The 22,357-nt window shown below is 39.1% G+C and carries 24 protein-coding genes and 1 tRNA gene; 18 read left to right on the plus strand and 7 right to left on the minus strand.

Annotation, left to right across the window (positions count from 1 at the left end; genetic code table 11):
* Positions 1-6 precede the first annotated feature (6 nt).
* From QXW63_05515 to QXW63_05525, 3 genes are all read right to left on the minus strand, one after another.
* Positions 7-921 (minus strand): carbohydrate kinase family protein, encoded by a 915-nt coding sequence (locus QXW63_05515; GenBank protein MEM3461350.1) that lies wholly within the window; start codon positions 919-921, stop codon positions 7-9.
* Positions 922-999: 78 nt separating this feature from the next.
* Entirely contained in the window at positions 1,000-1,344 is a 345-nt protein-coding gene (locus tag QXW63_05520; GenBank protein MEM3461351.1) for a nascent polypeptide-associated complex protein, read from the minus strand.
* Between the two features lie 51 nt (positions 1,345-1,395).
* Entirely contained in the window at positions 1,396-1,869 is a 474-nt protein-coding gene (locus tag QXW63_05525) for a PUA domain-containing protein (protein MEM3461352.1), read from the minus strand.
* An 81-nt stretch (positions 1,870-1,950) separates the two neighbouring features.
* Between QXW63_05525 and QXW63_05530 the strand changes: the two genes are divergently transcribed.
* From QXW63_05530 to QXW63_05555, 6 genes are all read left to right on the plus strand, one after another.
* On the plus strand, positions 1,951-2,496 hold the full coding sequence (locus tag QXW63_05530) for a multiprotein bridging factor aMBF1 (GenBank protein ID MEM3461353.1): 546 nt from the start codon (positions 1,951-1,953) through the stop codon (positions 2,494-2,496).
* Entirely contained in the window at positions 2,493-3,740 is a 1,248-nt protein-coding gene (gene hflX / locus QXW63_05535) for a GTPase HflX (GenBank protein MEM3461354.1), read from the plus strand. Before QXW63_05530 ends, hflX begins: the two co-directional genes overlap by 4 nt.
* Before the next feature lie 19 nt (positions 3,741-3,759).
* Entirely contained in the window at positions 3,760-4,302 is a 543-nt protein-coding gene (locus tag QXW63_05540) for a tRNA (cytidine(56)-2'-O)-methyltransferase (protein MEM3461355.1), read from the plus strand.
* A gap of 69 nt (positions 4,303-4,371) precedes the next feature.
* The gene (locus tag QXW63_05545; GenBank protein ID MEM3461356.1) at positions 4,372-4,902 is read left to right on the plus strand and encodes a transcription factor; all 531 of its coding nucleotides are present in this window, start codon (positions 4,372-4,374) and stop codon (positions 4,900-4,902) included.
* Positions 4,895-5,434, plus strand: coding sequence for a TIGR00295 family protein (locus QXW63_05550; protein MEM3461357.1), 540 nt, complete (start codon positions 4,895-4,897; stop codon positions 5,432-5,434). Before QXW63_05545 ends, QXW63_05550 begins: the two co-directional genes overlap by 8 nt.
* Positions 5,422-6,198 (plus strand): DUF2110 family protein, encoded by a 777-nt coding sequence (locus tag QXW63_05555; GenBank protein MEM3461358.1) that lies wholly within the window; start codon positions 5,422-5,424, stop codon positions 6,196-6,198. Before QXW63_05550 ends, QXW63_05555 begins: the two co-directional genes overlap by 13 nt.
* Positions 6,199-6,206: 8 nt before the next feature.
* Here the strand turns inward: QXW63_05555 and QXW63_05560 are convergent.
* Positions 6,207-6,283, minus strand: a tRNA-Val gene (locus tag QXW63_05560).
* A 148-nt stretch (positions 6,284-6,431) separates the two neighbouring features.
* Here QXW63_05560 and QXW63_05565 point away from each other — a divergent pair.
* The 9 genes from QXW63_05565 (at position 6,432) to QXW63_05605 (ending at position 16,609) form a co-directional block, all read left to right on the plus strand.
* Complete coding sequence (locus tag QXW63_05565; protein ID MEM3461359.1) at positions 6,432-7,505, plus strand: hypothetical protein; 1,074 nt, start codon at positions 6,432-6,434, stop codon at positions 7,503-7,505.
* Complete coding sequence (locus QXW63_05570; GenBank protein ID MEM3461360.1) at positions 7,502-8,008, plus strand: HAD-IA family hydrolase; 507 nt, start codon at positions 7,502-7,504, stop codon at positions 8,006-8,008. Before QXW63_05565 ends, QXW63_05570 begins: the two co-directional genes overlap by 4 nt.
* A complete protein-coding gene (locus tag QXW63_05575) occupies positions 7,992-8,978 on the plus strand; it encodes a DUF354 domain-containing protein (protein MEM3461361.1) in 987 nt (328 codons plus the stop codon). The genes QXW63_05570 and QXW63_05575 overlap by 17 nt, the downstream gene beginning before the upstream one ends.
* Positions 8,979-9,051: 73 nt before the next feature.
* A complete protein-coding gene (locus QXW63_05580) occupies positions 9,052-9,912 on the plus strand; it encodes a GDP-mannose dehydrogenase (protein ID MEM3461362.1) in 861 nt (286 codons plus the stop codon).
* A gap of 85 nt (positions 9,913-9,997) precedes the next feature.
* Positions 9,998-10,939, plus strand: coding sequence for a glycosyltransferase family 4 protein (locus tag QXW63_05585; protein ID MEM3461363.1), 942 nt, complete (start codon positions 9,998-10,000; stop codon positions 10,937-10,939).
* A complete protein-coding gene (locus tag QXW63_05590) occupies positions 10,940-12,106 on the plus strand; it encodes a glycosyltransferase family 4 protein (GenBank protein ID MEM3461364.1) in 1,167 nt (388 codons plus the stop codon).
* Entirely contained in the window at positions 12,099-13,238 is a 1,140-nt protein-coding gene (locus QXW63_05595) for a glycosyltransferase family 2 protein (GenBank protein MEM3461365.1), read from the plus strand. Before QXW63_05590 ends, QXW63_05595 begins: the two co-directional genes overlap by 8 nt.
* Positions 13,239-13,593: 355 nt before the next feature.
* Positions 13,594-15,090 (plus strand): GNAT family N-acetyltransferase, encoded by a 1,497-nt coding sequence (locus tag QXW63_05600; protein ID MEM3461366.1) that lies wholly within the window; start codon positions 13,594-13,596, stop codon positions 15,088-15,090.
* A 31-nt stretch (positions 15,091-15,121) separates the two neighbouring features.
* A complete protein-coding gene (locus tag QXW63_05605) occupies positions 15,122-16,609 on the plus strand; it encodes a hypothetical protein (protein MEM3461367.1) in 1,488 nt (495 codons plus the stop codon).
* Here the strand turns inward: QXW63_05605 and QXW63_05610 are convergent.
* Positions 16,606-17,478, minus strand: coding sequence for a helix-turn-helix domain-containing protein (locus QXW63_05610; GenBank protein MEM3461368.1), 873 nt, complete (start codon positions 17,476-17,478; stop codon positions 16,606-16,608). The two genes, QXW63_05605 and QXW63_05610, sit on opposite strands and share 4 nt — an antisense overlap.
* Positions 17,479-17,667: 189 nt before the next feature.
* On the opposite strand from QXW63_05610, the gene QXW63_05615 reads away from it, so the two are divergent.
* The 3 genes from QXW63_05615 (at position 17,668) to QXW63_05625 (ending at position 19,479) form a co-directional block, all read left to right on the plus strand.
* Positions 17,668-18,138: a hypothetical protein gene (locus tag QXW63_05615; protein ID MEM3461369.1), complete on the plus strand. Its 471-nt coding sequence runs from the start codon at positions 17,668-17,670 to the stop codon at positions 18,136-18,138.
* A gap of 112 nt (positions 18,139-18,250) precedes the next feature.
* A complete protein-coding gene (locus QXW63_05620; GenBank protein ID MEM3461370.1) occupies positions 18,251-18,925 on the plus strand; it encodes a hypothetical protein in 675 nt (224 codons plus the stop codon).
* A gap of 17 nt (positions 18,926-18,942) precedes the next feature.
* Positions 18,943-19,479: a hypothetical protein gene (locus QXW63_05625; protein MEM3461371.1), complete on the plus strand. Its 537-nt coding sequence runs from the start codon at positions 18,943-18,945 to the stop codon at positions 19,477-19,479.
* A gap of 14 nt (positions 19,480-19,493) precedes the next feature.
* Here QXW63_05625 and QXW63_05630 read toward each other — a convergent pair whose 3' ends face one another.
* Both QXW63_05630 and QXW63_05635 read right to left on the minus strand, forming a co-directional pair.
* A complete protein-coding gene (locus tag QXW63_05630) occupies positions 19,494-20,861 on the minus strand; it encodes a VWA domain-containing protein (protein MEM3461372.1) in 1,368 nt (455 codons plus the stop codon).
* 340 nt (positions 20,862-21,201) lie between these two features.
* A complete protein-coding gene (locus tag QXW63_05635; GenBank protein ID MEM3461373.1) occupies positions 21,202-22,290 on the minus strand; it encodes an AAA family ATPase in 1,089 nt (362 codons plus the stop codon).
* Positions 22,291-22,357: the final 67 nt, after the last annotated feature.

The following is a 22,357-nucleotide window of genomic DNA, read 5'->3' on the forward strand; positions in this document are numbered from 1 at the left end:
TACGTGTCATCCTTTAATTTCTTTTTCATAAAGCATGCGTGCTCTCTGATAAATTTGTTCTTTGTCGCCGAAGAAAGTTGGACCAGGAGCCTCAACAACTAAAGATGCTACTGCAGCACCTACACATGCACATCTCAGAAGGTTTTCGCCGTTTACATATTCTGCTAAGAAACCGCCAATGAAGGCGTCTCCTGCGCCTGTTGGATCTACAACCTTTTCTGTTCTGCATGCTGGAATGTTACAAGCATCATTTTCAACCGATAATACCGCGCCGTTCACGCCTAAGGTAACGATTACTGTTTCAACACCATAATCATGAATTGCTTTTATCGCTGAATTGAGGTCTTGTTGGTTTGTGATTGCTTCGATTTCCGCTTGAGAAGACTTGTAAATGTTTACGAGTTCTAAAATGCGCTTATCTGTTAATGTGTTGAGGGAAACGTTTCCGTTTTCGTCAAAAATGCGCACCAGTCCTTGTGGGTCAATTGATAAGGCTTCAGTTTGGTGTTTCAGTTTTTCAGCTACTTCGTATGTTATTTCGCCAGCTATAGGCGCGAGGTGGATGACTTTGGCTTTCAAAGAATCTGGTACATCATCTGTGGTTATAGCTGGCGCTTTACTGCTTAGCCGCAATGTACGATTCGACAGTTCATTGTCGTATTTAAGTTCAAAACGTGTGGTCTTCACATTTTCAACCTTAACTACAGTAGACAAGTCGACACCTTCTTGCCGAAGCCACCATAAGTAAGCAACTGGAAAATCATCGCCAACCTTTGAAACAGCAGCAACTCTAGCGTCTAAACGCCTAGCCGCAAAAGAAACGTAAGCTACAGAACCACCCAAAACAACAAAGGGCAAGCGTCTATCTGGCAAGAAAATAGAGTCAATACTGAAATGTCCAACAGAGACAATGTCAAACACTGAACAGTCTCGCCTCCAATCCAAAATACTATAGGTAACGACACTTAAAAGCAACGGAAAATAACAACGACAATGTACCTAGGACTGAAGCAAAAGGATAGCCTTAGCTAAATCTCCTCCGCTTTCTTCTAGAGCTTTTCTGGCTTCTTCTAGGCTTTTGCCAGTTTGGTCAGCCACGAGTCTTATGTCTTCCTCTGGTATGGCTAATTTGCGCTCAACAGCTTTCTCCGTGATTTTTCCTCCAGTCACTTGATAGATTTTTTGTCCTTGAACAGCTAAAACAGCCACTTCGGGTTCTTCAATAACTATCTCCTTGTTTGATGTTTTGATGACAACTTCTTTAACTTCTTCAATTGCGTCCATGCTCATGCCCATGCGTTGCATCATTCGCCTCGCTTCACGAGGGCTAACGCGCCTGTGCACAATGTTCACCTTCCACTAAACAATTGCCACTTAAACCTCATATACTTAACTCTATTCTGAACAACCACGTCTAACCTTAACTGCAACACCCCTTTTGAAAACTTTCATTTCCTCGCCAGACAAAACAGCCCTTCCAACAGCCAAAATCTTACCATTTTCACCGATAACGATGACTTCGTCTTTTGGGCGAATGCCACAATCAGCTTTCACGACATGCGCTGCGAACACATCGCCACCATCAGCGATAACCTCTGAAACCTCATTTTGAACAATAACAAAACAGTTTACAGAGCAACCGCTTTCAGCGATTCGCCTTGCACCCGCAATACTCAAGGAGAACAAGCCATCTGTTGGGCGAAGCGTTGCGAGTCTGTTGCCACCTAAATAGACGTAGCGAATTCTGCCAGTTCGCTGCGAATAAACTATTTCCACATCTTCTGGAAAAAGCGCTGTGCCCACGCCCTTTCCAAACTGGTAGTCTGCAACGCTTCTAATTCGTTTAAGAGCTTCTTCCAAACGCGCCAATACCATCACCCAATCTACCATGGTTTAACAAACTATAAACATAACCAAATTAATAAAAACAGCTTAGGTGTGTGCCAACAATTGCGGTGCGAAGTCTGCGGACGCAAAATCTTCGGCAAACCCCTAAGAGTCATAATTGAAGGAGCCAAGTTAACAGTATGTAACGAATGCTCCAAACATGGAACAACCATCTGGGAAGAAATAAAACCAAAGGTTGCAACACCAAAACCCAAAACAACACTTCAACCACTCAGAACCCAAAGTAAAAAGCCCACAGAAACCACAGTAGACACAAGTTTAGAACTTATAGAAAATTTTGACTCTAAAATAAGGCAAGCAAGAGAAAAACTTGGACTTTCCCACGAAGAACTAGGCAAAAAAATAAACGAAAAAGTCTCAGTGCTAAGAAAAATTGAAACTGGAAAAATCAAACCAGACAACGTGCTTACAACAAAACTTGAACACATTCTCAAAGTCAAATTATTAGTCCCAGCATCAGAAGAAAAAACTCCGCAAACAAAAATTCCGAAACCATCAACCCACGAATTAACATTAGGCGACCTAATCCAACTAAACAAAAAAGACACGGAAAAAGAGGAGGACAAAACCGAACGAAGGCAATCATAGTTCAACGACGGAGAAATTTTGAACCATCAAGCCTAGAAGAACTCAAAAACTTAGCTGAATCAGCAGGATACATAGTTGTTGGAAAGATAGAGCAGACTCGAGAAGGCGACTCACGCTATCAAATAGGCGCTGGAAAAGTCAAAGAACTAGCGGAACTCGTGAAAGAAACCGGCGCTCAAAAGGTAATCTTTGACAATCCACTCAAAACAGTTCAATCATATAATTTGGCAAAAGCCACCGGCGTAGAGGTAATCGACCGTTTCCAGCTAATTCTAGAAATCTTCACACGGAGAGCCACAACAACCGAGGCACAATTACAAATCCAATTAGCAAGACTTGGATACGAACTAGCTCATGCAAAAGAGAGAGTAAGATTGGCAAAGAAAGGTGAACAGCCTGGATTCATGGGACTTGGCGCTTACGAAGTAGATGTTTACTACGAGGCTGTAAAGAAACAAGTTCATACCGTACGTAAGAAGCTAAAGAAAATTCGAGAAAAACGCGTTTTGCACCGAGAGAGAAGAGCAGAACTAGGCTTTTTATCGATTTCTTTGGCTGGATACACAAACGCCGGAAAAAGCTCATTATTTAACGCATTAACAGAAGAAGAAGTACCAGTGGACACGACCCTCTTCACAACTCTCTCCACAACAACTAGACTTGTAGAGTTCTCAAAAAAGAAATTTCTATTAACCGACACCGTAGGCTTCATAGACCGCTTACCATTAACGCTCATAGAGGCTTTCCACTCGACACTTGAAGAAACCATATACTCAGATCTCATACTTCTCGTCGTAGACGTAAGCGAGCCCATCTATGCAATACACAAAAAACTTACAGTCTGCTTAGAAACAATAGAACGCATAGGCGCATCAGGCATCCCAATAATAACAGCACTAAACAAAATCGACCTAATATCCCAAGAAGAAATCTACCAGAAACTCGAAAACCTAAAAGAAACTGCTCCAAACCCCGTGCCAATATCAGCCCTTCACAAAACCAACATTGATCTACTGAAAAACGAAATCCTAAAAATGCTAAAAAACTATGTTCAAGCCTCCATCATCATTCCAACAACAAACGAGACAATGCCATTCATATCATGGCTATTCAAAAGTACAGACGTAAAAACAATAAAATACGCAGAAAACTCCGCCAACATCGTTTTCGAAGCAGCCCCATGGTTCGCAGAAAAAGTTAAAAAACGTGTAGAAGAGTTCAATGGAAAATTCGAGAAAATCTAAACGAAAGAGATGTAAGAAAATGCCGGAAGTTGTAGTTTTAAGGTGGGGTCACAGACTACGCAGAGATGCAAGGCTAACAACCCACGTTGCATTAACAGCACGCGCACTGGGAGCAGCTGGCATGATACTATCAGACATAGAAGATGAAAAAATTAAGGAAACAATAGAAAAAGTAACAAAAAACTGGGGAGGACTATTCTTTTTTGAAATGGGGATACCATGGAAAAAGGCTGTAAAAGATTGGAAGGCGAAAAATGGAATAGTTGTTCACTTAACAGCCTATGGAGAAAACATTCAAATAAGCGACGTACTTCAGAGAATCAAGTTTTCTGGAAAAAAGATTTTGGTTATTGTTGGAAGCCAGAAAGTTCCAGCAGAATTCTTCCAAGAAAAAGTTTCAGATTTTAACGTAGCTATTGGGAATCAACCGCATTCAGAATGTGCAAGTCTCGCGGTGTTTCTTGACCGTTTATTTGAAGGAAAAGAGTTAGAAAAGAGCTTCAGTAACGCAAAAGTTAGGATAATCCCTCAGAAAAGAGGCAAGAAAATTGTGAATTTCTGATTCGGATTGGAAAAAGAGATTTAAATTAAAGGTCACACATATATTATTTAGGAAACGAGTGTTCAATGTTTGAGCAAAAGGATCACCATGTTATCAACTATTGATGATGCAACATTGATGAAAGTTGCAGAGGCTTTAGGTGAAGGAGAAGCAATTAAATTAATCGAGATTCTAAAAAACTCAGAAGAAATAACAGACGAAGAAATCGCCAACAAAACAGGAATAAGAATAAACTCCATCCGCAAAATCCTCTACAAACTCTACGACCACTCGCTCGTTAGTCTAAGAAGAACACGCGACCCAAAAACCGGCTGGTTCATATTCCACTGGAAACTACAACCAGACCAGCTTGAAGGCTTCATACTCAGCCAAAAACGACGAGTCCTCGAAAAACTCAATATAAGGCTACAATACGAGAAAAACCATGATTTCTACTACTGCTACACGCCAGGATGCAAACGCATTCCATTCGAAGAAACCGTGGAACTTGTCTTCAAATGCCCCACATGCGGCAAACCACTAATGCATTATGAAAACGACAAGATTGTTCAAGCATTGACAAAGAAAGTCGAACAGTTAAGGAAGGAACTTGGTGAGTGAAAAACTTCCAACAACCGACCAAGCCATATCACTTCTCCGTCAAAGCGGATGCACAAGGAACGTAATAAGACACTGTAAAGCAGTTGCAAAACTCGCTGTTGAAATCGCAAAAGCTTGCCAAGAACGAGGATTAAACGTTGATTTAGAACTTGTGGAAATAGGAGCTTTACTGCATGACATTGGACGAGCAAAGACCCACAGCGTCTACCATGCAATTACTGGAGCAGAAATTGCAAAAACGCTAGACTTGCCAGAACCAGTAGTCGCCATAATAAAAAGACATGTCGGCGGCGGAATAACCCCAACAGAAGCGAAAAAACTTGGCTGGCCAAAGGACATTTACGTTCCACAAACTCTAGAAGAAAAGATTGTTGCATACGCAGACAAGCTTATTGAAGGTTCACGACGAGTGCCTATAGAAAGAACAATAGAAAACTTTTCAAAAAAGTTGCCGCCTTCGGCGATTACAAGAATACAGAAATTACATAGAGAAATGCTGAGCTTGATTGGCGATTGCAAATGCCTACCGTGACCTTATCTGTAAAAGCCTACAACAATTTTCAACTGAAGTATGTTAACAAGTTTTTAGAGAACACGCTTAAAGGCTTAAAAGTTGAAGCAAAAGTTTGCGGAGTTACTCGTCGCGGATGGGTTCAAGTAGATGTTTCTGGTGAAGATGAACAAGTAGCATTGCGTTATCTAGCTGATAAAGTGGGACTTTGCCCCACACATTTAAAATCGATTGGAAAATTTTCATTATTGAAAGGGCGAATAGTAAACATAGACAAGAGAAATGATAAAATCAGCATAGACGTAGGCATTTTTGCCCCAGAAATCGTTGACGCCATGGTTCCATTGCAGTATTTGCAAGCACAACTTGTGGATGGAAGAAAAGTAGCATTGCAAAAAATCGCTCAACTATACGGTTTCCAAGAAAACCTCCCTTTAATGGTCAAAATCTCAAATATGGACGGAGAAAGCAAGGAGGTTGAAACGATTCTTTCGGAAAAACAGCTTACCCAATATAGGCAATGGACAAAATCATTACAGGACAAGCTCATAATTTTGGGAGTAACATTGGAGGAAATTCAATCAGCCTTAAAAACAACCGGAATCAACCGCGATGTAGTAAACACTGAACAACTGGGATTATTCGAGTACGCAATAACGTGCAAACTTGGAACGGATGCCGTCGGATTAATTTCGAAAATTGGCAAAAATCTACCAACCGCAACTCTTTCAGTGTTTAACCCAAAACAAATAATAGAATTTCTTGGAGACTACTCCATTTTCTGACCGTATTATGGTGGGCCGGGCCGGACTTGAACCAGCGACCTTTGGCTCGTAAAGCCAATGTCCTACCAAGCTAGACGACCGGCCCATCTTGTTCCTTTGGCTTAGACGTTTTTGTTCTATTAAAGTTGACTGATTGGTAATAAATATAAATCGATTACTTCTTATACTGCAAAGAAAGGCACAATAAACAATTTCAAATGTATATTTAAGAAGGAAGAATCTCAGGTGAGTGAATGAAAAGAATCATGGTTACTGGCGCTGGCGGACCTGCCGGCATAAACTTTGTTATGTCGCTTCGCATCGCGCCGGAAAAAATGTTCATTGTCGGAACAGAAGCGAATCCACATTTTGTTTATTTGGCTCCCACCGAAGAGAAGTATCTGGTTCCAAAAGCAACAGAACAGCTTTACATCGATAAATTAAACGAGTTAATAGAAAAAGAGAAAATTGAATTTTTACATCCACAACCAGACATCGAAGTACAAGTTGTCTCAGAAAATCGCGAAAAACTCAAAGCAAAAACATTTCTGCCATCAAAAAAAGCAGTAAACACATGCCAAGACAAACTGGACTCCGCAAAAATCTGGCAAAACGAAGGCATACCAGTGGCGAGAACTATGGCTCTACGCAAAGAGCAAGATATAGACGACGCCTTCCAAAAGTTTGGAACACCCATTTGGATTAGAGCCAGACACGGCGCCGGCGGAAGAGGAAGCACACCAGCCAGTAATAAAGAAACAGCCATCTCATGGATTAACTATTGGAAATCACGAAACGTTGATTGGGAATTCATCGCTCAAGAACACTTGCCAGGAAGAAACATCGGATTCCACAGTTTATGGAAAAACGGCGAACTCGTAACATCAATGGCAAGAGAACGCATCGAATACGTCTACCCCTATCTGGCGCCCTCAGGCATAACAGGCACGCCATCCGTTCAAAAAACAGTACATGACAAGGAAGTAAATCGAATAGGAACAGAAGCTGTACTAGCCATCGACCCAAACTTTACTGGCATAGCATGTGTAGACCTAAAAGAAAACAAGAATGGAGTCCCATGCGTAACTGAAATCAACGCGGGAAGAATGTTCACAACATCCTTCTTTTTTTCTTACGCAAGCAAAATCCTACGCAAAGACTACTACGCAAATATCCCATACTTATATTTGAAACTCGCCTACGGTGAAAGAATCCCGGAGATCCCAAAATATGATGTACTGCCAGAAAACATCTATTGGATCCGCCACATTGATGCGCCAGCGAAACTAGTTCGAAATGGAAAGACAATTGGAGAAATGTACCGTTGATTAAAGCTGTCGTATTCGACCTTGACGGAACATTAATACACTTACCAATAGACTACGAGAAGCTTTTCAAAGAGTTTAGCAAAATTATGAAAACTGAAGAAGTACGACCGCTAACAGAAAAGATATCTAAATTGGATGAGAAGACAAGAAAAAGAGTTTTTGAAGTTTGGGACAGATTTGAATTGGAAGCGCTGAAAAATTTTACAGTAAGCAAAAAAGGAATTATGCTTTACCAGAAATTTTCTAAAATTCCCAAAGCACTTGTGACAATGCAAGGCAAAAAGTTAGTTGAAAACATAACCGAACACTTAGGCTTGTCATTCAGTTTCACAATAACCAGAGAAGACAACCTCGATAGAACAAAACAATTGCAGAAAGCTGCACAAATGTTAGAAAACAATCCCCAAAATATTCTATTTGTGGGTAATACAGAGGAAGATTATCTTGCTGCTAAAAAATTTGGATGTCAATTTATGAGGGTTAAAAATGAAAATATGGTATGATGCTTGCACAGGCAAACACGTAAGATATGGTGTAGCCATAGCAAAAAGACTTCGCGCTTTGAAACACGAAGTCATTTTAACTACCAGAAAACATCCGGACACTTTACCTTTAGCGGAATTTTTAAACGAAAAATTCATTGTTGCTGGAAAATACAATCCAAAATCGTTACTAACGAGATTAAAGGAAAGCACACGGCGTCAGCTGGCGTTCTGCAAAATTTTTGAGAAAGAAGCGCCTAAAGTGGCAATTTCCCATGGTTCTGTGGAATTATGTAGAGTGGCGTTTGGTTTAGGGGCGAAGGTGATTACGACTCTCGATACGACTTATGCTGAGGCTGTACATAGACTCACATTGCCTGTGTCCGATTATGTTGTCGTCTCAGAAGCGATTCCGAAGGAAAATTTACAAGCTTACGGTATTAAAGGAGAACTTGTGAGTTTTAACGGCGTAGACGAGGTAGCTTGGATTAAGAATTTTAAACCGAAAGCGAGGTATGATTTCGGGAAGCCGTTGATTATGGTTAGGCAAATAGAGGAAAAGGCTGTTTACACAAAGAAAGCGATTGACATGATTTCTTTGGCAAAGAAGTTGACAAGGCTTGGAAAAGTTGTTTTTCTCTCGAGATATCATCGTAAAACTGTTAGTGGCTTGATTGTTCCAAAAAGATTTGTAGATTCAACGAGTTTAGCGGCTCAAGCAGACTTGTTTGTTGGTGTTGGAGGAACAATTACGAGAGAAGCTGCCTTGCAAGGGACACCCGCTATAGTCATAAATACTTTTCAGCAACAGTACGTGAATGACTTCTTAATGGAAAGAGGGTTTCCAATCGTGAAAGCTAATCCTTCTGAAGTAGTGAAAATTGCCGAGAAACTTTTAGGCAAAAAACAAGACACACGACAATTGTTGGATAAACTTGAAAATCCAGTTGACATCATCACAAAAATCGTGCAAAGATTGGAGACCTTATGAAGTTATTGAAAGGTGTATTCAACGTAAGTTTATATGTGACTCAATGTTATTTGAAAATCTCCGGTGAACGTTTATGCCAAAAGAGAGTGTTTTGATTGTCGGCTTAGGCGAAGTGGGCGGTGCCCTCTTTGAATTGTTCAGAGAAAGCGGAAAATTTGAAGTACACGGTTTTGATTTGAACACGGAAAAAATGCAAGAGATTACGGGAACAACGGAACTTCCAAAAGCGGTTGACGTGATGCATATTTGTTATCCGTGCACAAAACAAGAAACATTTGTCAAAGTAACAATAGATTACATCAAAAAGATTAATCCAAAACTCACAATAATCGAAAGCACAGTGCCACCGCTCACAACTCAGAAAATTTACGAAGCTACAAAGTCGCATATAGTTCATTCTCCAATCCGCGGAATGCACCAATCCTTGGAGACCATGAAGAGAGACATAATGTTCTGGAGCAAATATGTCGGCGGCTTCACGAAAGAAGCAACAGAAAGAGCCAAAAAACACTATGAAAGACTTGGATTGAAAGTCAAAATTCTGAAAAGCCCAGTAGAAACTGAACTAGCGAAGCTTTTCGAAACAACCTACAGAGCTTGGATGATTGCCTGCTTTCAAGAAATGCATCGCATCTCACTATGCTTCAATGCGGATTTTGATGAAGTTGTGGATATGCTTGAGGATATACATCGTTTGAGGTTGAATAAGCCTATTCATTATCCCGACGTTATTGGTGGACATTGTTTGATACCGAACACCGAATTATTGTTAAGTGTTTATGACTCGAAATTTCTGCGTTTGATTTTGGAATCGAACGAAAAGAGAAAGGAAGAGATTGAGGATGAAGTTGTAAAGGGTGAAGTTGAGAAAGTTAAAAAGAGAGCGGATATGCTGCAAAAAGAATTAATGCGCAGATTAGGAAAGCATTCTTAGATATGGCTTGCTCAAATCATTAGTTCATTCTGATTTTTCGAAAATATTTAAGGTAGGATAAAGTGTGTAGTTTAATGGTGCTGCAATGAAAGTGGTCATGGTTAACGATTGCGCTTTTGTCGGAGAAACCTTGCTAAAGTATATGCCGCCGGACATAGAAAAACAGCACATTAAGCGCAGTAGAGGTTTATGGAGCAAAACTTTCGGTTTAGCCTATAAAATTTTGAAAGCGAAAGGCGATGTATACCATATTCATTATCTTCTTCAAGACTGTTACATTGCAGCACGTTTAGGAAAAAAACCATTAATTGGACATGTACACGGGAGCGATTTGAGAGTCAGCCTCAAGCATCCTTTATGGAGCAGAATAGTCAAGCATAATTTGAAAAAATGTGACAAAGTTTTGGTGAGCACGCCGGATGTTCTTGGCATTGCAAAGCGGTTCAGAGAAGATGCTGAGTATCTGCCTAATCCTGTTGATGCAGAGATTTTTTACCCGAAACCTCTTGTGGAACACGATGGAAAGAAGAGAGTGCTTATTGCAAGCGATTCAAACTGGAATGTGAAGGGTACAGACGTGGCAATACGAGCTCTAGGCAAGATTAAAGAAGAAGTTGAAGTCAGCATTATTAGGTACGGCGTGGATTTTGAAAAAACCGTAAGTCTAGCTTACTCGGTTGGCTTACATGTGAATGTACTGCCCAAAGTTCCTCACGAGAAACTCAACCAGTACTATTGGAATGCGGACGTAGTTATTGACAGATTTAAACTGGGGTCTTTGGGAGTTGTTTCGTTAGAAGCAATAGCATGCGGCAGACCAGTAATAACGTATGTCTCATCAGAATATCCTGAGTATAACAACTTTCCATTGAAGGATGTCGTAACAGAGAATGAAATTGTAAAGGCTATAGAAAATGCAGATAATGATTTGTGGAAAAAAGAATACGATTATTTCAAGACGGGACATACGATAGATGCGATTTTGGAAAATCTGATAAAAATTTATGATTCTGTGAGGAGTTGCTAAATGCGCGTGCTTCTCACATCCACAGATAACCCTTACATAACGCATCTTGGAGGAAAACACATTCACCTACTACTGTTAGAACGAGGATTAAGAGAAATAGGTGCTGAGGTTATTACGCTTTATTATAATCCAAAGAATTTGAGAGAATTAATCAAACGAAGTGCCTTGCTTCTATTAAAGGACAAATATGGATACAAGTCCAAACTTAAGTGGATGATAGACTACTTGCGAAGGCACATTCCAGAAAATGCCTTTGACGTAATCCATGCTCACGATGTCTTATCCTTAATAAGCACCGCAGAAAATCCTCAAAAGAAAGTGTTAACTCTTCACGGTTATTTCGCAAGGGAAAACATAGAATTTATAGAAAACGAAAAAACTCGTGAAGAACTGTATCCATATTTTTTGCAACTTGAGAGGGAAGGGATGAAAAATGCAGATTACGTGATAACTGTTGACCAGCGACTGAAAGAATATGTCATTTCAGAATTTAACTATCCAGCAGACAAGATTAGCGTAACGCATAATGCTGTTGACACGGACTTATTCAAGCCAGTTTCAGAAGACGAGCAAAGGAAACTGAAGAAGACCTTTGGATTCAGTGAAGACAACATTATTATTTTAGTGGCTAGAAGGCTTGTGGAAAAGAATGGTGTAATCTATGCTGTCCAAGCCTTGAAGCACATAAAAAATGAACAAATAAGAATGGTTATTGCTGGGGACGGCCCAGAAAAAGACAAGATAATGAGAGAAGCAGATGAAGATAATAGAATACGTTTTGCTGGGTTAATTCCTCATAACAAAATTGCGCCTTACTACAAGATGGCAGATATTATCCTCATACCTTCAATAACTTCTCATGGCATCCAAGAAGCTACATCGCTTGCTATGTTAGAAGGAATGGCTTGCGGCAAAGTCGCTATATGCTCTAACATCGGTGGAATGCGCGAAGTTATCAGTCATATGGAAAATGGGATACTCATAGAAGAGAAAGCCCCGAAAAACATAGCGGAAGCAATTAAAGAACTTGTGGAAAATAAAGAATTAACAACGGAATTAGGAAGACAAGCAAGAGAATATGTGTTAAAAAACCACTCTTACGTGGTCCATGCCAAAAAAATCCTAGAAATTTATAGTAATGTGTTGGGAGAAAGAAAGAATGGCTGAAAACCCTGAAGTTTCAGTGTTGATGCCAACATTTAACGACGCAAAATACATATGCAACGCAATAGAAAGCCTCCTAAATCAAAGCTACAAAAAATGGGAACTGATAATAATAGACGATGGTTCTATGGACGATACACCAGCCATTATTAATAGATTTGTAGATGACAGAATTATCTATCTACAACAAAAAAATAGTGGACAGTTGAATGCTTTGATGAATGGTACTAAATTTTTGCGGGGTAGGTTCGTTACAGTTCTACATTCCGACGATGAGTTTCTGGATGAAATGGCATTAGAAAGAAACATTTCACAATTGAAAAACCAAAATTACGACGGTGTTTTTGCTGATTTATACCAAATGGACGAACGCGGAGCGATTAACGGAATAGCAAAAACTGTAAGTTCCATTGACTTTTTCTCACCTGCAGTATTGTTTTTAAATAGAGGGTCGAATATAGCCTCTGATGTATTCTTTGTTAAAAGAGCAGCGTTTCAAAATGTAATTTCAACTTACATTACTTGGAATATGCCTTACTGGTTAAAATTTACCGAGAAAACCGTTGCTGTTTTGAAATTAAAAAAAATCAAACCATGGTATAAATATCGAGTATACCCAGAAAATTACGCTAGATCTGATGCTGGAAAGTTTGAAACTACAAACGGCTGTTTAAGAACAGTGATTGAACTCGGCAAACGATTGAATTTCCCATTTTTGAAACTTCAAAGAGTAGGAATCAGAGTTTTTAAAAGATGGTCAAAACCATTCTTTACTCAAAAACCCAGTTCTCCTAAATGCTTGTTGGATATGATTCAGCTTGTTTTGCGCTCTTATTATGATGAGATTCCAAAAAATCCTTATTTTGAAGCCTTGCTTGGATTCTATGCAAACTTTCCATCAAATCGAACAATAAATTTGCAATTCAAAGACACGGAAGAAATATTTCAAGGAAAAGACGCACGAAATTTCTTGAATTTAATGAATAAAAACATGTTGCCTTCCTATTTGAATTTCCTTCTCAAAGAAGCAGCTAAGGGAATCGGAAAGGCTGTCGTAACAAATAGGAAAGATTATCGAAAGGTAGCGGACACGATGCGATTCTTAAATCTACTAACTACAATTGTTATAGAATAACTTAAAATCAATAATTTAGATTTAGAAAAATATCTCTCCTTAAAAACAACATGAAGTAAAACATCATTATACAAAAATCTAAACTAGTTTTGGAGAGATATCAAGCGAACCATTGAGTAGCGTAAACAGAATTATTAGTTACTGACGTGAATAGTTTGTTGAGTTTACCCAGAATAGTTCACAATTATTCCGTCCCATGAGGAAGAGAGTATTATCGTCAAATAAATGGAATATAAACTGATTAAAGAAAAATTTAGATGCCCTTTCTCAAAATTTTTTAGCAAATTCAAAAATGCATAAAGGGTTTATAAATGTAGAATCTAATTTCATTTTAAAATGGCGAATGGAGACGACATTGATAAAATTAAGAATTGACGTGGATTATCCTTATCCTTCGAGAATTAGAAGTTTCATTTATACAGCTTTTAACATTAAAGTTGGCAAGGATTACTTGAAGAATTCAAAGATACTTGCTAGAATGATTAACGAATCGCCGAGAGAAGTGAAAGCTTACTGGTTTTTTACGCCAAAAACAATCCCAGACAAAGAATTGTTAAGTTTGCTAAATAATGATAGACATGAGGTTGCTCTTCACATTGCAAACGACCCCTATAAAGAGTTGAAAATGCTGGAGCAGGTAACAAACAGAAAAATACGCTACTACACGATTCATGGAACTGCCCGCTTTCTAGCGAGGATAATGTGGAAGCGATGGAAAGCGAAAGCGCCAAAAATCCCAGAAGACTTTCCGCTACAGTCTTTTTACCAGTTTCCTACTGAAGGCTTAGACATTCTTTGTTACACCCACAATCAAGAAACGGCAACAAAAATCGCAGAAGACTACATTAGAAACGGACGCATCCTGCATATTCACCCGATATGGCTTTTTCAAAGAGGAAAAATAAACCGCAGAGGACCTTACTACGATACGTTGAGGAGAATTTTGAACGTGGACAAGGAACTCGAAACGTTGGAAATACACAAGAAAATCTTTTTAAAGATAGCCAGAGACGCAAAAGAATATGAACGAAACGTAATTCCCGATGAGAGGTTTCTTGAGAAACTTAGGGAAAGAGGCATAGACATATTCACGTTTATTGAGAGAAAATGGTGTCACACACTTCCAAATCCTGCAAAAGGCTGGATAAAGGTAGACGACAATGTTGGGCTTCTGCGAATAAACAGCTACGAAGAATGGTGGAGTAGCATAGGGAAAAAGACGCGAAACATGGTTCGTAAAGCAGAAAAAAGCGGAATCAGAACAGAAATAGTAGAGCCAAGCGTGAAGCTGGCAGAAGGCATCTGGAAAATCTACAATGAAACACCAATACGACAGGAAAGAGGATTTCCACATTTTGGAACACACTTAGATGTAGTAAAAAAAGTGGTGTTTTCGTCACAGAATTGTACTTTTATTGGAGCATTCCTTCAAGAGGAACTTGTGGGATTTATACAACTAGTTCATGGAGATAACGTAGCCATTATCTCACAGATACTTTCACTTCAGAAACACTGGGACAAAGCAGTAAACAACGCACTAGTGGCTAAAGCTGTTGAAGTTTGTGCAAGCAATGGTATTCGGTGGCTTATGTATGGCAGAATGGGAAACCATCCATCGCTTGACAAATTTAAAGAGAGTAATGGAGTCACTAAATTCACGCTCACTCGATATTGCATACCTTTAACAAGAAAAGGAGTGATGGCCACAAAACTTGGATTACATAGAGAAATTAAGGACGCACTCCCACAATCAGTAAAATATCTGCTTATTCCAATTTACAATTGGGTTAGCAGAACAAAAATAAAATTTAAGCTACTTTTAAAACCAGCACAAAACAAATTACCGTCTTGAGTGCACTCATTAAGGTAACCAAGGTGACCCGTTGGCAAAAAAGAAACTTCGACTGCAATATTCTGGAATTATACTTTTTACAGCAAAGTTGCTAAGTGTAGGGACTGGAATCATTTTTACGTTTATATTAGTGCGTTCAGTGTCGCAAGTTGATTATGGAACATGGGGAACATTCAACATCATAATGCCATATTTCATATTGCTGTCAACGGCTTTTCCCTTTTGGATTATGCGTTTCGTTGCCCGAGATAAAGAGGGTGCTGCCAAAACGGGAATTTTTGCAAACATGCTGTTAGGTGTTGCTGCAGCGCTTGTTTACTTTGCGATGCTTCCTTTGTTAATTCCAACATTTAACATTGGAAACTATATTTTGCTTTTTAGTGTTGCTGCAGTTTATATTGTAGAAAACTATTTTGTTGCGGCTTTAGAAGCATGCATACAAGCTCAGAAACCACATTTTGTAGGATACGGTTTGCTAGTGGGCGAGGTCTGTAAAGTTTTGTTGGCTTTTATTTTGATAATAGAATTGCAATTTTCTCTTTTAGGTGCGCTGATAAGTATTATGGTAGCATTTGCTGTTAGAATTGTGTTTTACATTAAGGAAGTTATGTCTGAACTGAAGAAGAAAATAGCCTTTAACTACATTAGAGAATGGATTAAGGGTTCAACATTTAACATATACAATATAGTAGGCGATAGGATAGCTGCAGCAATATTTCTAATGCTTCCAATTTATGGAGGAGAAATAGCACCAAGCTATTACCAAGCCGCCATAATAATTGCAAACATAATAACCTACTCCACGTTTCTGGCATACGCGCTATATCCTAAACTTCTGTCAGAAAACAAAATGGAAGATGTAACAGCAGCAATAAAAATGGTCATGATGTTCGCAATTCCAATGACGACAGGCGTGTTAGCCATGGCGGATTCCTATCTTGTTATCCAAAAAGAAGTCTACAAAGATGCTACATCGGTTTTGATGATTTTAGGTATAGACGCGCTAATACTCACAATCTCAAATATCTATGCCTCCACACTCTATGGAATTGAAAAAATAGACGAAAAGGCAAAAATACCCTTCAAACAAGTTGCAAAAAGCCGCATGTTTATTGCTTTTTCTTTACCTTATGCTCACTCAGCGATAACTTTGCCAACAACCTTCTATCTTTTGACTAATTTTGCGAGGAATCAACCTTTGCTAGCGACAATATACGTCACTGCGGTTAATACAGTGGCTCATTTTGCAATGTTTATAGTGTTATATATTCTTGTGCACAAGGCAGTTAAGGTAGAAATTCCTTGGAAGGCTATTGCGAAATACACGATGGCTTCAATTGTTATGGCAGTGTTTTTGTTTATAATTCCACATCCAACGACCATTTTCTTGACGATAGGAGTAACAGTAATCGGTGGAATAATTTATTCAGCAATATTATTGGCTATAGATCGGGAAGCTAGAACGTTAATAAAAACTATGTTGCACGAGACTGTAAATAGATTTAAGAAGAAAGCCTAAGCGTTATTGTTCCATAATTCTAGAAAGAGTGTTTTTAAGGCTTTCACGAATGCGTCATAGTTAGTCCATAAGGCTGCAACTCGTTTCTTTCCATTATTTGTTCTAATTAACAAAACAAGTTGACTGTTGTCTGTGAGTATAAACGTTGGTAGTTCATCAACGTTTGAAAGTGAATACTTAGCTTTTTTCAATTTTATTTTCTCGATGAAGAAGCAGCTTTTGGGAGAATAGTTGGTTAATAATTGTACATTCACATCTTTTTTGGAGATTTTCTCAAGTTTGTCCAAGAGCCCGGAGTGATAGAAGTTGGGTATGTCATGTTCGGATACAAATATGGAAACTTCCTTTTCTGCGGTGTTTAATATCTCGTCTGCTTTTAAGCTGATTTGCTCCTCGCCTTCGAGTATTTGAAACACTTCTTTTCTTTCATTTTCAGCTTCTGGTTTAGGAAGAGAAAGCCAAATGTCAACAAGATTTGCTTTGCGTTTCTCAAGAAGACTTAGCTTCATTTTCTTGGTTTCAATAAGTATATCTAGAGCTTTTTCAAACGGCGTCGCAATAAACTTTAACGGTTTCTCAAAAACAGACGATATTAGCCCTTTTTTTTCGAGGTCGCGTAAGATTCTGTAGGTTTCAGTTCTGTGAAGGGACAACCCTTCAGAAATTTCACTCGCTTTGCGTTCACCTGCTCTTGCAAGATAAACATAAACTTTTATTTCATTCTTCGATAAGCCAAGCCTGTAAAGCGTTTTCTCGATGGTTTCAAGCGATTTGGAGAGCCCTTTGTCTGTTTTGACAAATCGCCATGAGCCAGTATTTTCGTCGTATAGTTTCATGATGTTGTCAGGTTTTTCAACAGATAATTCCATTTTGACCCTTCTTGTAGCCTTGCTCCTTATTCGAACTCCGAGGCAGAATCCGATTTCGCGAAGTTTGTATTTTATACTTTTGAATTTGAAATATGAATTAAAAATTCACATCAGAAATTCCTTTTTTAATCGACAGAGTTTTAACCGCAAGACCATTAAGTTAGGTTTAGTAAGCCGCGAGGAGAAAGGATGCAGAACAGAATAGGCACAGTGTTTAGTCTAAAACGTTTTCTGTTGCCTAAAAATAACCATTGGTTAAGAAGAGCGGTTCTGGTTTTTGCTTTCATATTCTTTGATTATTTATCGACACTGATGTTTTGCCGTGCACCGCATGAAGAGGCCAATTTGTATGCAAGAGCCTTCATGGAGAACTTTGGTATATTTTCAGGATTAACATTGTTTGTTTTGGTTGCAAACATGCCGATATACATGGTTTTAAGTGTGGATTCGCATGTCATAAAACTTCCGTCTAAAATTGCCATACTTATTGAGCCCTTAGTTGACGCTTTGTTTGCGTGGTTTATAGCGGGATTGCATTTTAGTGGAGGAACAAGCTGGTTTTGGTACTCTCAAGATTTACATCGGCAAGCTTTAGGCGCTATTCTATATGGCATGGCGGCTTTTCTTTTCGTTAAACCACACATAATATACGATAATTAATAAATCGCCTGTTTAGTGCGTAACAGCACACAACATACTAATTCTATTATCCTCTAACAGTTTGATTAATTGCGAGAGAGCAAATTATCGAAGAATATTAGGATAGATGCTCATGGAAGAGAAGAATTCGCCGCCAAAACCTAAGGCAAATGTGGAAGCTCCACCAAAAGAAGAAACTCAAAAAGAGGAGGTTATCGAAGAAGCCTACTTTTTCCATCCTGTTAAGCTTTCTGATGAACGTGGAGAAATTTTAGATGAAAAGGAAATAGAAAAATCCGGGGCTGAAATTGAACAGAAACTGCAGGAACTTTTGAAGAGTATAAGCGAGGAAACTTTACAGTTGAGCGAGTTTTTGATGGAAGAAAATAATCTCATGAGCGAAGTTTGCGTAGCTCTTAAGCAGATTCTCAAAAAATTGAATGTTTCCTTCAACATTCCACCACAAGACGTGCCACTCCGCAAAAACGTGAAAAAAGTAGTCTTAAACGAGGAAGGACACTTGATACTTGTTCACGAAAAAGGTGAAGTAGCCTCAGCATTTTTAGCTGAATATCCACCAGAGATTGTCATGGCTGTTTTATGGCTAATAATGCCAGAACTGGCAAAAGTGATTATGCTTTATAGAAAGAAGATAAGCACACGAGTTAACTTTTTTGGAAGAGTCAAGAAGGAACTGAAAGGAGTCGCTAAAGCTATTGTTGGCGGCAAAGAAGAATCCGCGACCTCAAAAGAAGAGGAACAAATGGACGCTGTCCAACAATCGCTTAAAACCGAAAATCAAGGCTAAACTTGGTGGTGTTTAGTTTGGGCGACTTATTAACGGAAATTCGAACATTCTATTCTCTCAAAGAAATCAGAGAAGGTATAGAAGCGGAAATAAGCCAATACAAATTGTTGCTTGAAGATTACAGTCAATGGTTAGGAAGCCTTCTGAGAAGCCCAGAATCAGCAAAAAACCAGGAACAAATGAAAAAAACTGCTGAATTCCAGAAAGTTTTGAGAACGGGAGGCAGAAAAAGCGGCAAAAAAGAAGGCAAAAAACTTGACACTTCTACTGAGTGGGTGCAGTTTAAGGACATAATGCTCTGTGCCGACGAGTTGGGAGAAGCAGAGATACTTTTTGAGGCAACTGAAGAACTGAAAGATAAAATTGAGAAATTAGAGAAAGCCAAAAATTCTATTGTTGATTTGGAACGATATGGTTTAGGAAAAGAAGTGCTCTACATAACATACATTCACGACGGAGTCCCAGAAAAGATAGTTTTTAAAAAGAAAAAAGGCGTTGAGACCGCGGAAAAATTTGAGTTTCTAGCGGACTTCTCAGTTGCAAAACAAGTCTAAAAAACCCTGCTTGCTTAGCTGGAACTATATTCCATGAATGCCTTAGTGAACTTTTTCATTAAGTCAAAGGGATTTTCAACGACGCAACTATTTCGAATATATTGTTTGACTGCGCGGCTGTTAACGCCTATTCCTATAATTCCTACGCCCATTCGCTCAATTTTCTTGATGTTCTCCTTCAGTTTCTCTTCAGCCTCCTCATAACCGGCGGGAAAGAAATCAGAGACAACGACTAAAACTCTGGCTTCTTCAAGTCGCTTTGTTAAAGCTTGGGCTGCAAGCAAGATAGCGTCAGGCAAGTATGTTAAACCGCCATGAGATAAACCGCCAATTCTAGCTCTTACGCGGGTGTCGAATTTTTCAGAAAAATCCTTGATGACGTAAAATTTAGTGTTAAAGGCGTACATGCCCCAAGAGTTTTGATCAAGAATTAGTTGTTTGGCAACTTCAGCTAAGCATAAAGCTATGCCGCGTACTTCGCCTTTAAACATGCTGAGGCTGTGACTGGCATCGATGAGTATTGACCAAGCGTCTTCTCTTGTTTGAAGCTCCTCTCGAGAGAATATATCTGTTCGTTGGCTTTTGCTGGCGATTACTTGTATGGCTTCCTGCAAGTCAACGAAACCACTTTCTTGTCTAAAATCTTCGCCGCCAACGTTTTTCAAAAGCCTTAGCCTATATAATATGCGTCTAACGGGACCGCCTAAGATTTCGCGTCTTCTTTGAAATTCAACATAGTCTTCAGTTGGAAACTCGAAATCTTCAAATTTTGTTTCTTTTCCTATATCAATATAGCCTTTTAAGATTTTTAGCTTGGAATTTTCTCGTTCTAACCAAGCGTTTAAAGCTTGGAGAGGCTCGCTTTCTCTTAAATTTTGCAGCATACTTCTACGTTGCTCTTCGTCTTTGGTTTCTGGAGAGAGTGCTATTAGGGCTTCTGGGAGAACTTGCTGAATTTCTTCTTCCGTTGGTATTTTTTGTTCATAGAAAAGGTCGTTTGTTCCGTGGCTTTCCATGTATAAAAGAGAGGGAATCTCGAAAACGTTTCCATAAGTGGTGAGAGCGTCATAGATTTTGGTTGCGGCGTCTATTCTGTCATCAATTGTTGGGTTTTCTTCTATTTTGCGGAGAATGGAAGTTATTGCTTCAACATCCGTACGTGCTCCGTTACTTAAGTTACCCTTAATTTTTCCCACGTTATAGCCTAAAAGCGCTGAAGTCATGACTCGTGACATGTCATTCGAAAGCTCTTCAGCTTTCTTAATTCGAAGAAAAGAAATAGTATTGGCATAGGCTATTTCTGGAAGAACATGCTGAAATGACTGTTTCAAATAATTAGTTATTATAGCATCTTCAATCGCGCTGATGACAAACGTGGCCAAGTTAATTGATTTACCTCGTGACCATTTTAAATAAACTGAAAAATTCGACAGTAGAACATGCAAGCTTAAATGAAAAACTGATGCCTTGAACAAATACCAGATGATCTTCTTATGAGTTGGATTTTGAAGGTTAAATCTTAATCCTTGAAAATAGACATGGTTACCATTCAACCGTTTGGGAATGACCAAATGAAGAACGTATCCTCTACCGTCCTTTCCAAGATAAGGATACTTTAGATCATCATGAAAAAGAACTTTTAGTTCATTATACGTTTTCTTTGTTATTTGAAAAGCAGTTGACCATGCAAAATCAAAAAAGTTCAAGGTCTAAACCCATATTCTATTTTTCGAAAATAGACTCCACAATGCGTTTCACGACAGCTTGTATTTCCACATCATCACTTGTTGTTCCAACTATTGTTTCCACAGCCGCTTCTATTGGCGGACAGCCATCCGCAACCAAGGTCGCCCAGTTGATTAGGTCTCCAGGTGATGGGCCGTAGGGTAAGTCTCCATTTTTATATTGCCTTCGAAGTTCAGCTCCTACGCGGACTATTTTTTCGGCTGTTTTTTCGTCTACTCCGCTTCTTTTCGCTATGAGTTCTACTTCGTCTGGAGCTACTTTGTCGCCTATGCTTAGGTAGTCAAAGTTTATCCAAACTGACATGCGCCGCCTGAGAGCAGCGTTTAATGGTTTGGTTCCAATGAATTCGGCTGAGAAGGGGTTCATGGAGATTACTAGGTAGCCGTATTGATGTCTTTTTATTATTTCGTTGTCTTTTTCTGTGAGGACGATGTGTCCTCTGGTGTCTAAGACTGGGTTCAGTCTTGTGGCTATGTCTTGTTTCATCATGTTAGCTTCGTCTAGATAGAGTATGCCGCCGTTTCTGCACCACATTACTATTTGTCCGTCGATCCAGTTTTCTTTTCCAAGTCCTATGTATCTTCCAAAAAGGTCGTAGGCAGACGTCTGTAAACCACAGTTTATCTCCCACATAGGAAGACCGCAGAGTTCCGCGACTAAGTAGACTATGTGTGTTTTTCCTGTTCCGCTGGGACCAATTAAGGCGCACTGTTTGAAGTGGTATAGGGCGCGTACTATTCTTTCAACGTAATTGAAGCCTTTGTCTATATATTCTGGGGTATTGCGCGGTATTAGTGTTTGTTGGGATTCGGGAAAAACATATCCAGGATGCAAGTCGTACTTGTCTATTCTGTATTTTTTCCGAAGTTCTGTATGTGATGGCGAGTCGAGGTTTGCTGCTTTTGTTATTGAAACTGATAGTTTTGTATCTTTTAGTTCTGTTCTTACCTGTTCCTCTACCATGTAGACGGTTTCGCTTCTTTTCTTTTTTCCACCCTGGAATCCGAACCCGACTGCACTTGTTTCCATTTGTTTTTCTGAAATTTTTTGTTTGGTTTCTGGCAAAATGGTTCCCTCTGTGTTTTCATTAGTGTTATTCGTGGGATTTAATTTAAATCTTACTTCTCACGAT

The sequence above is a fragment of the Candidatus Bathyarchaeia archaeon genome (genome assembly GCA_038873195.1).
Classification (GTDB): domain Archaea; phylum Thermoproteota; class Bathyarchaeia; order Bathyarchaeales; family Bathycorpusculaceae; genus DSLH01.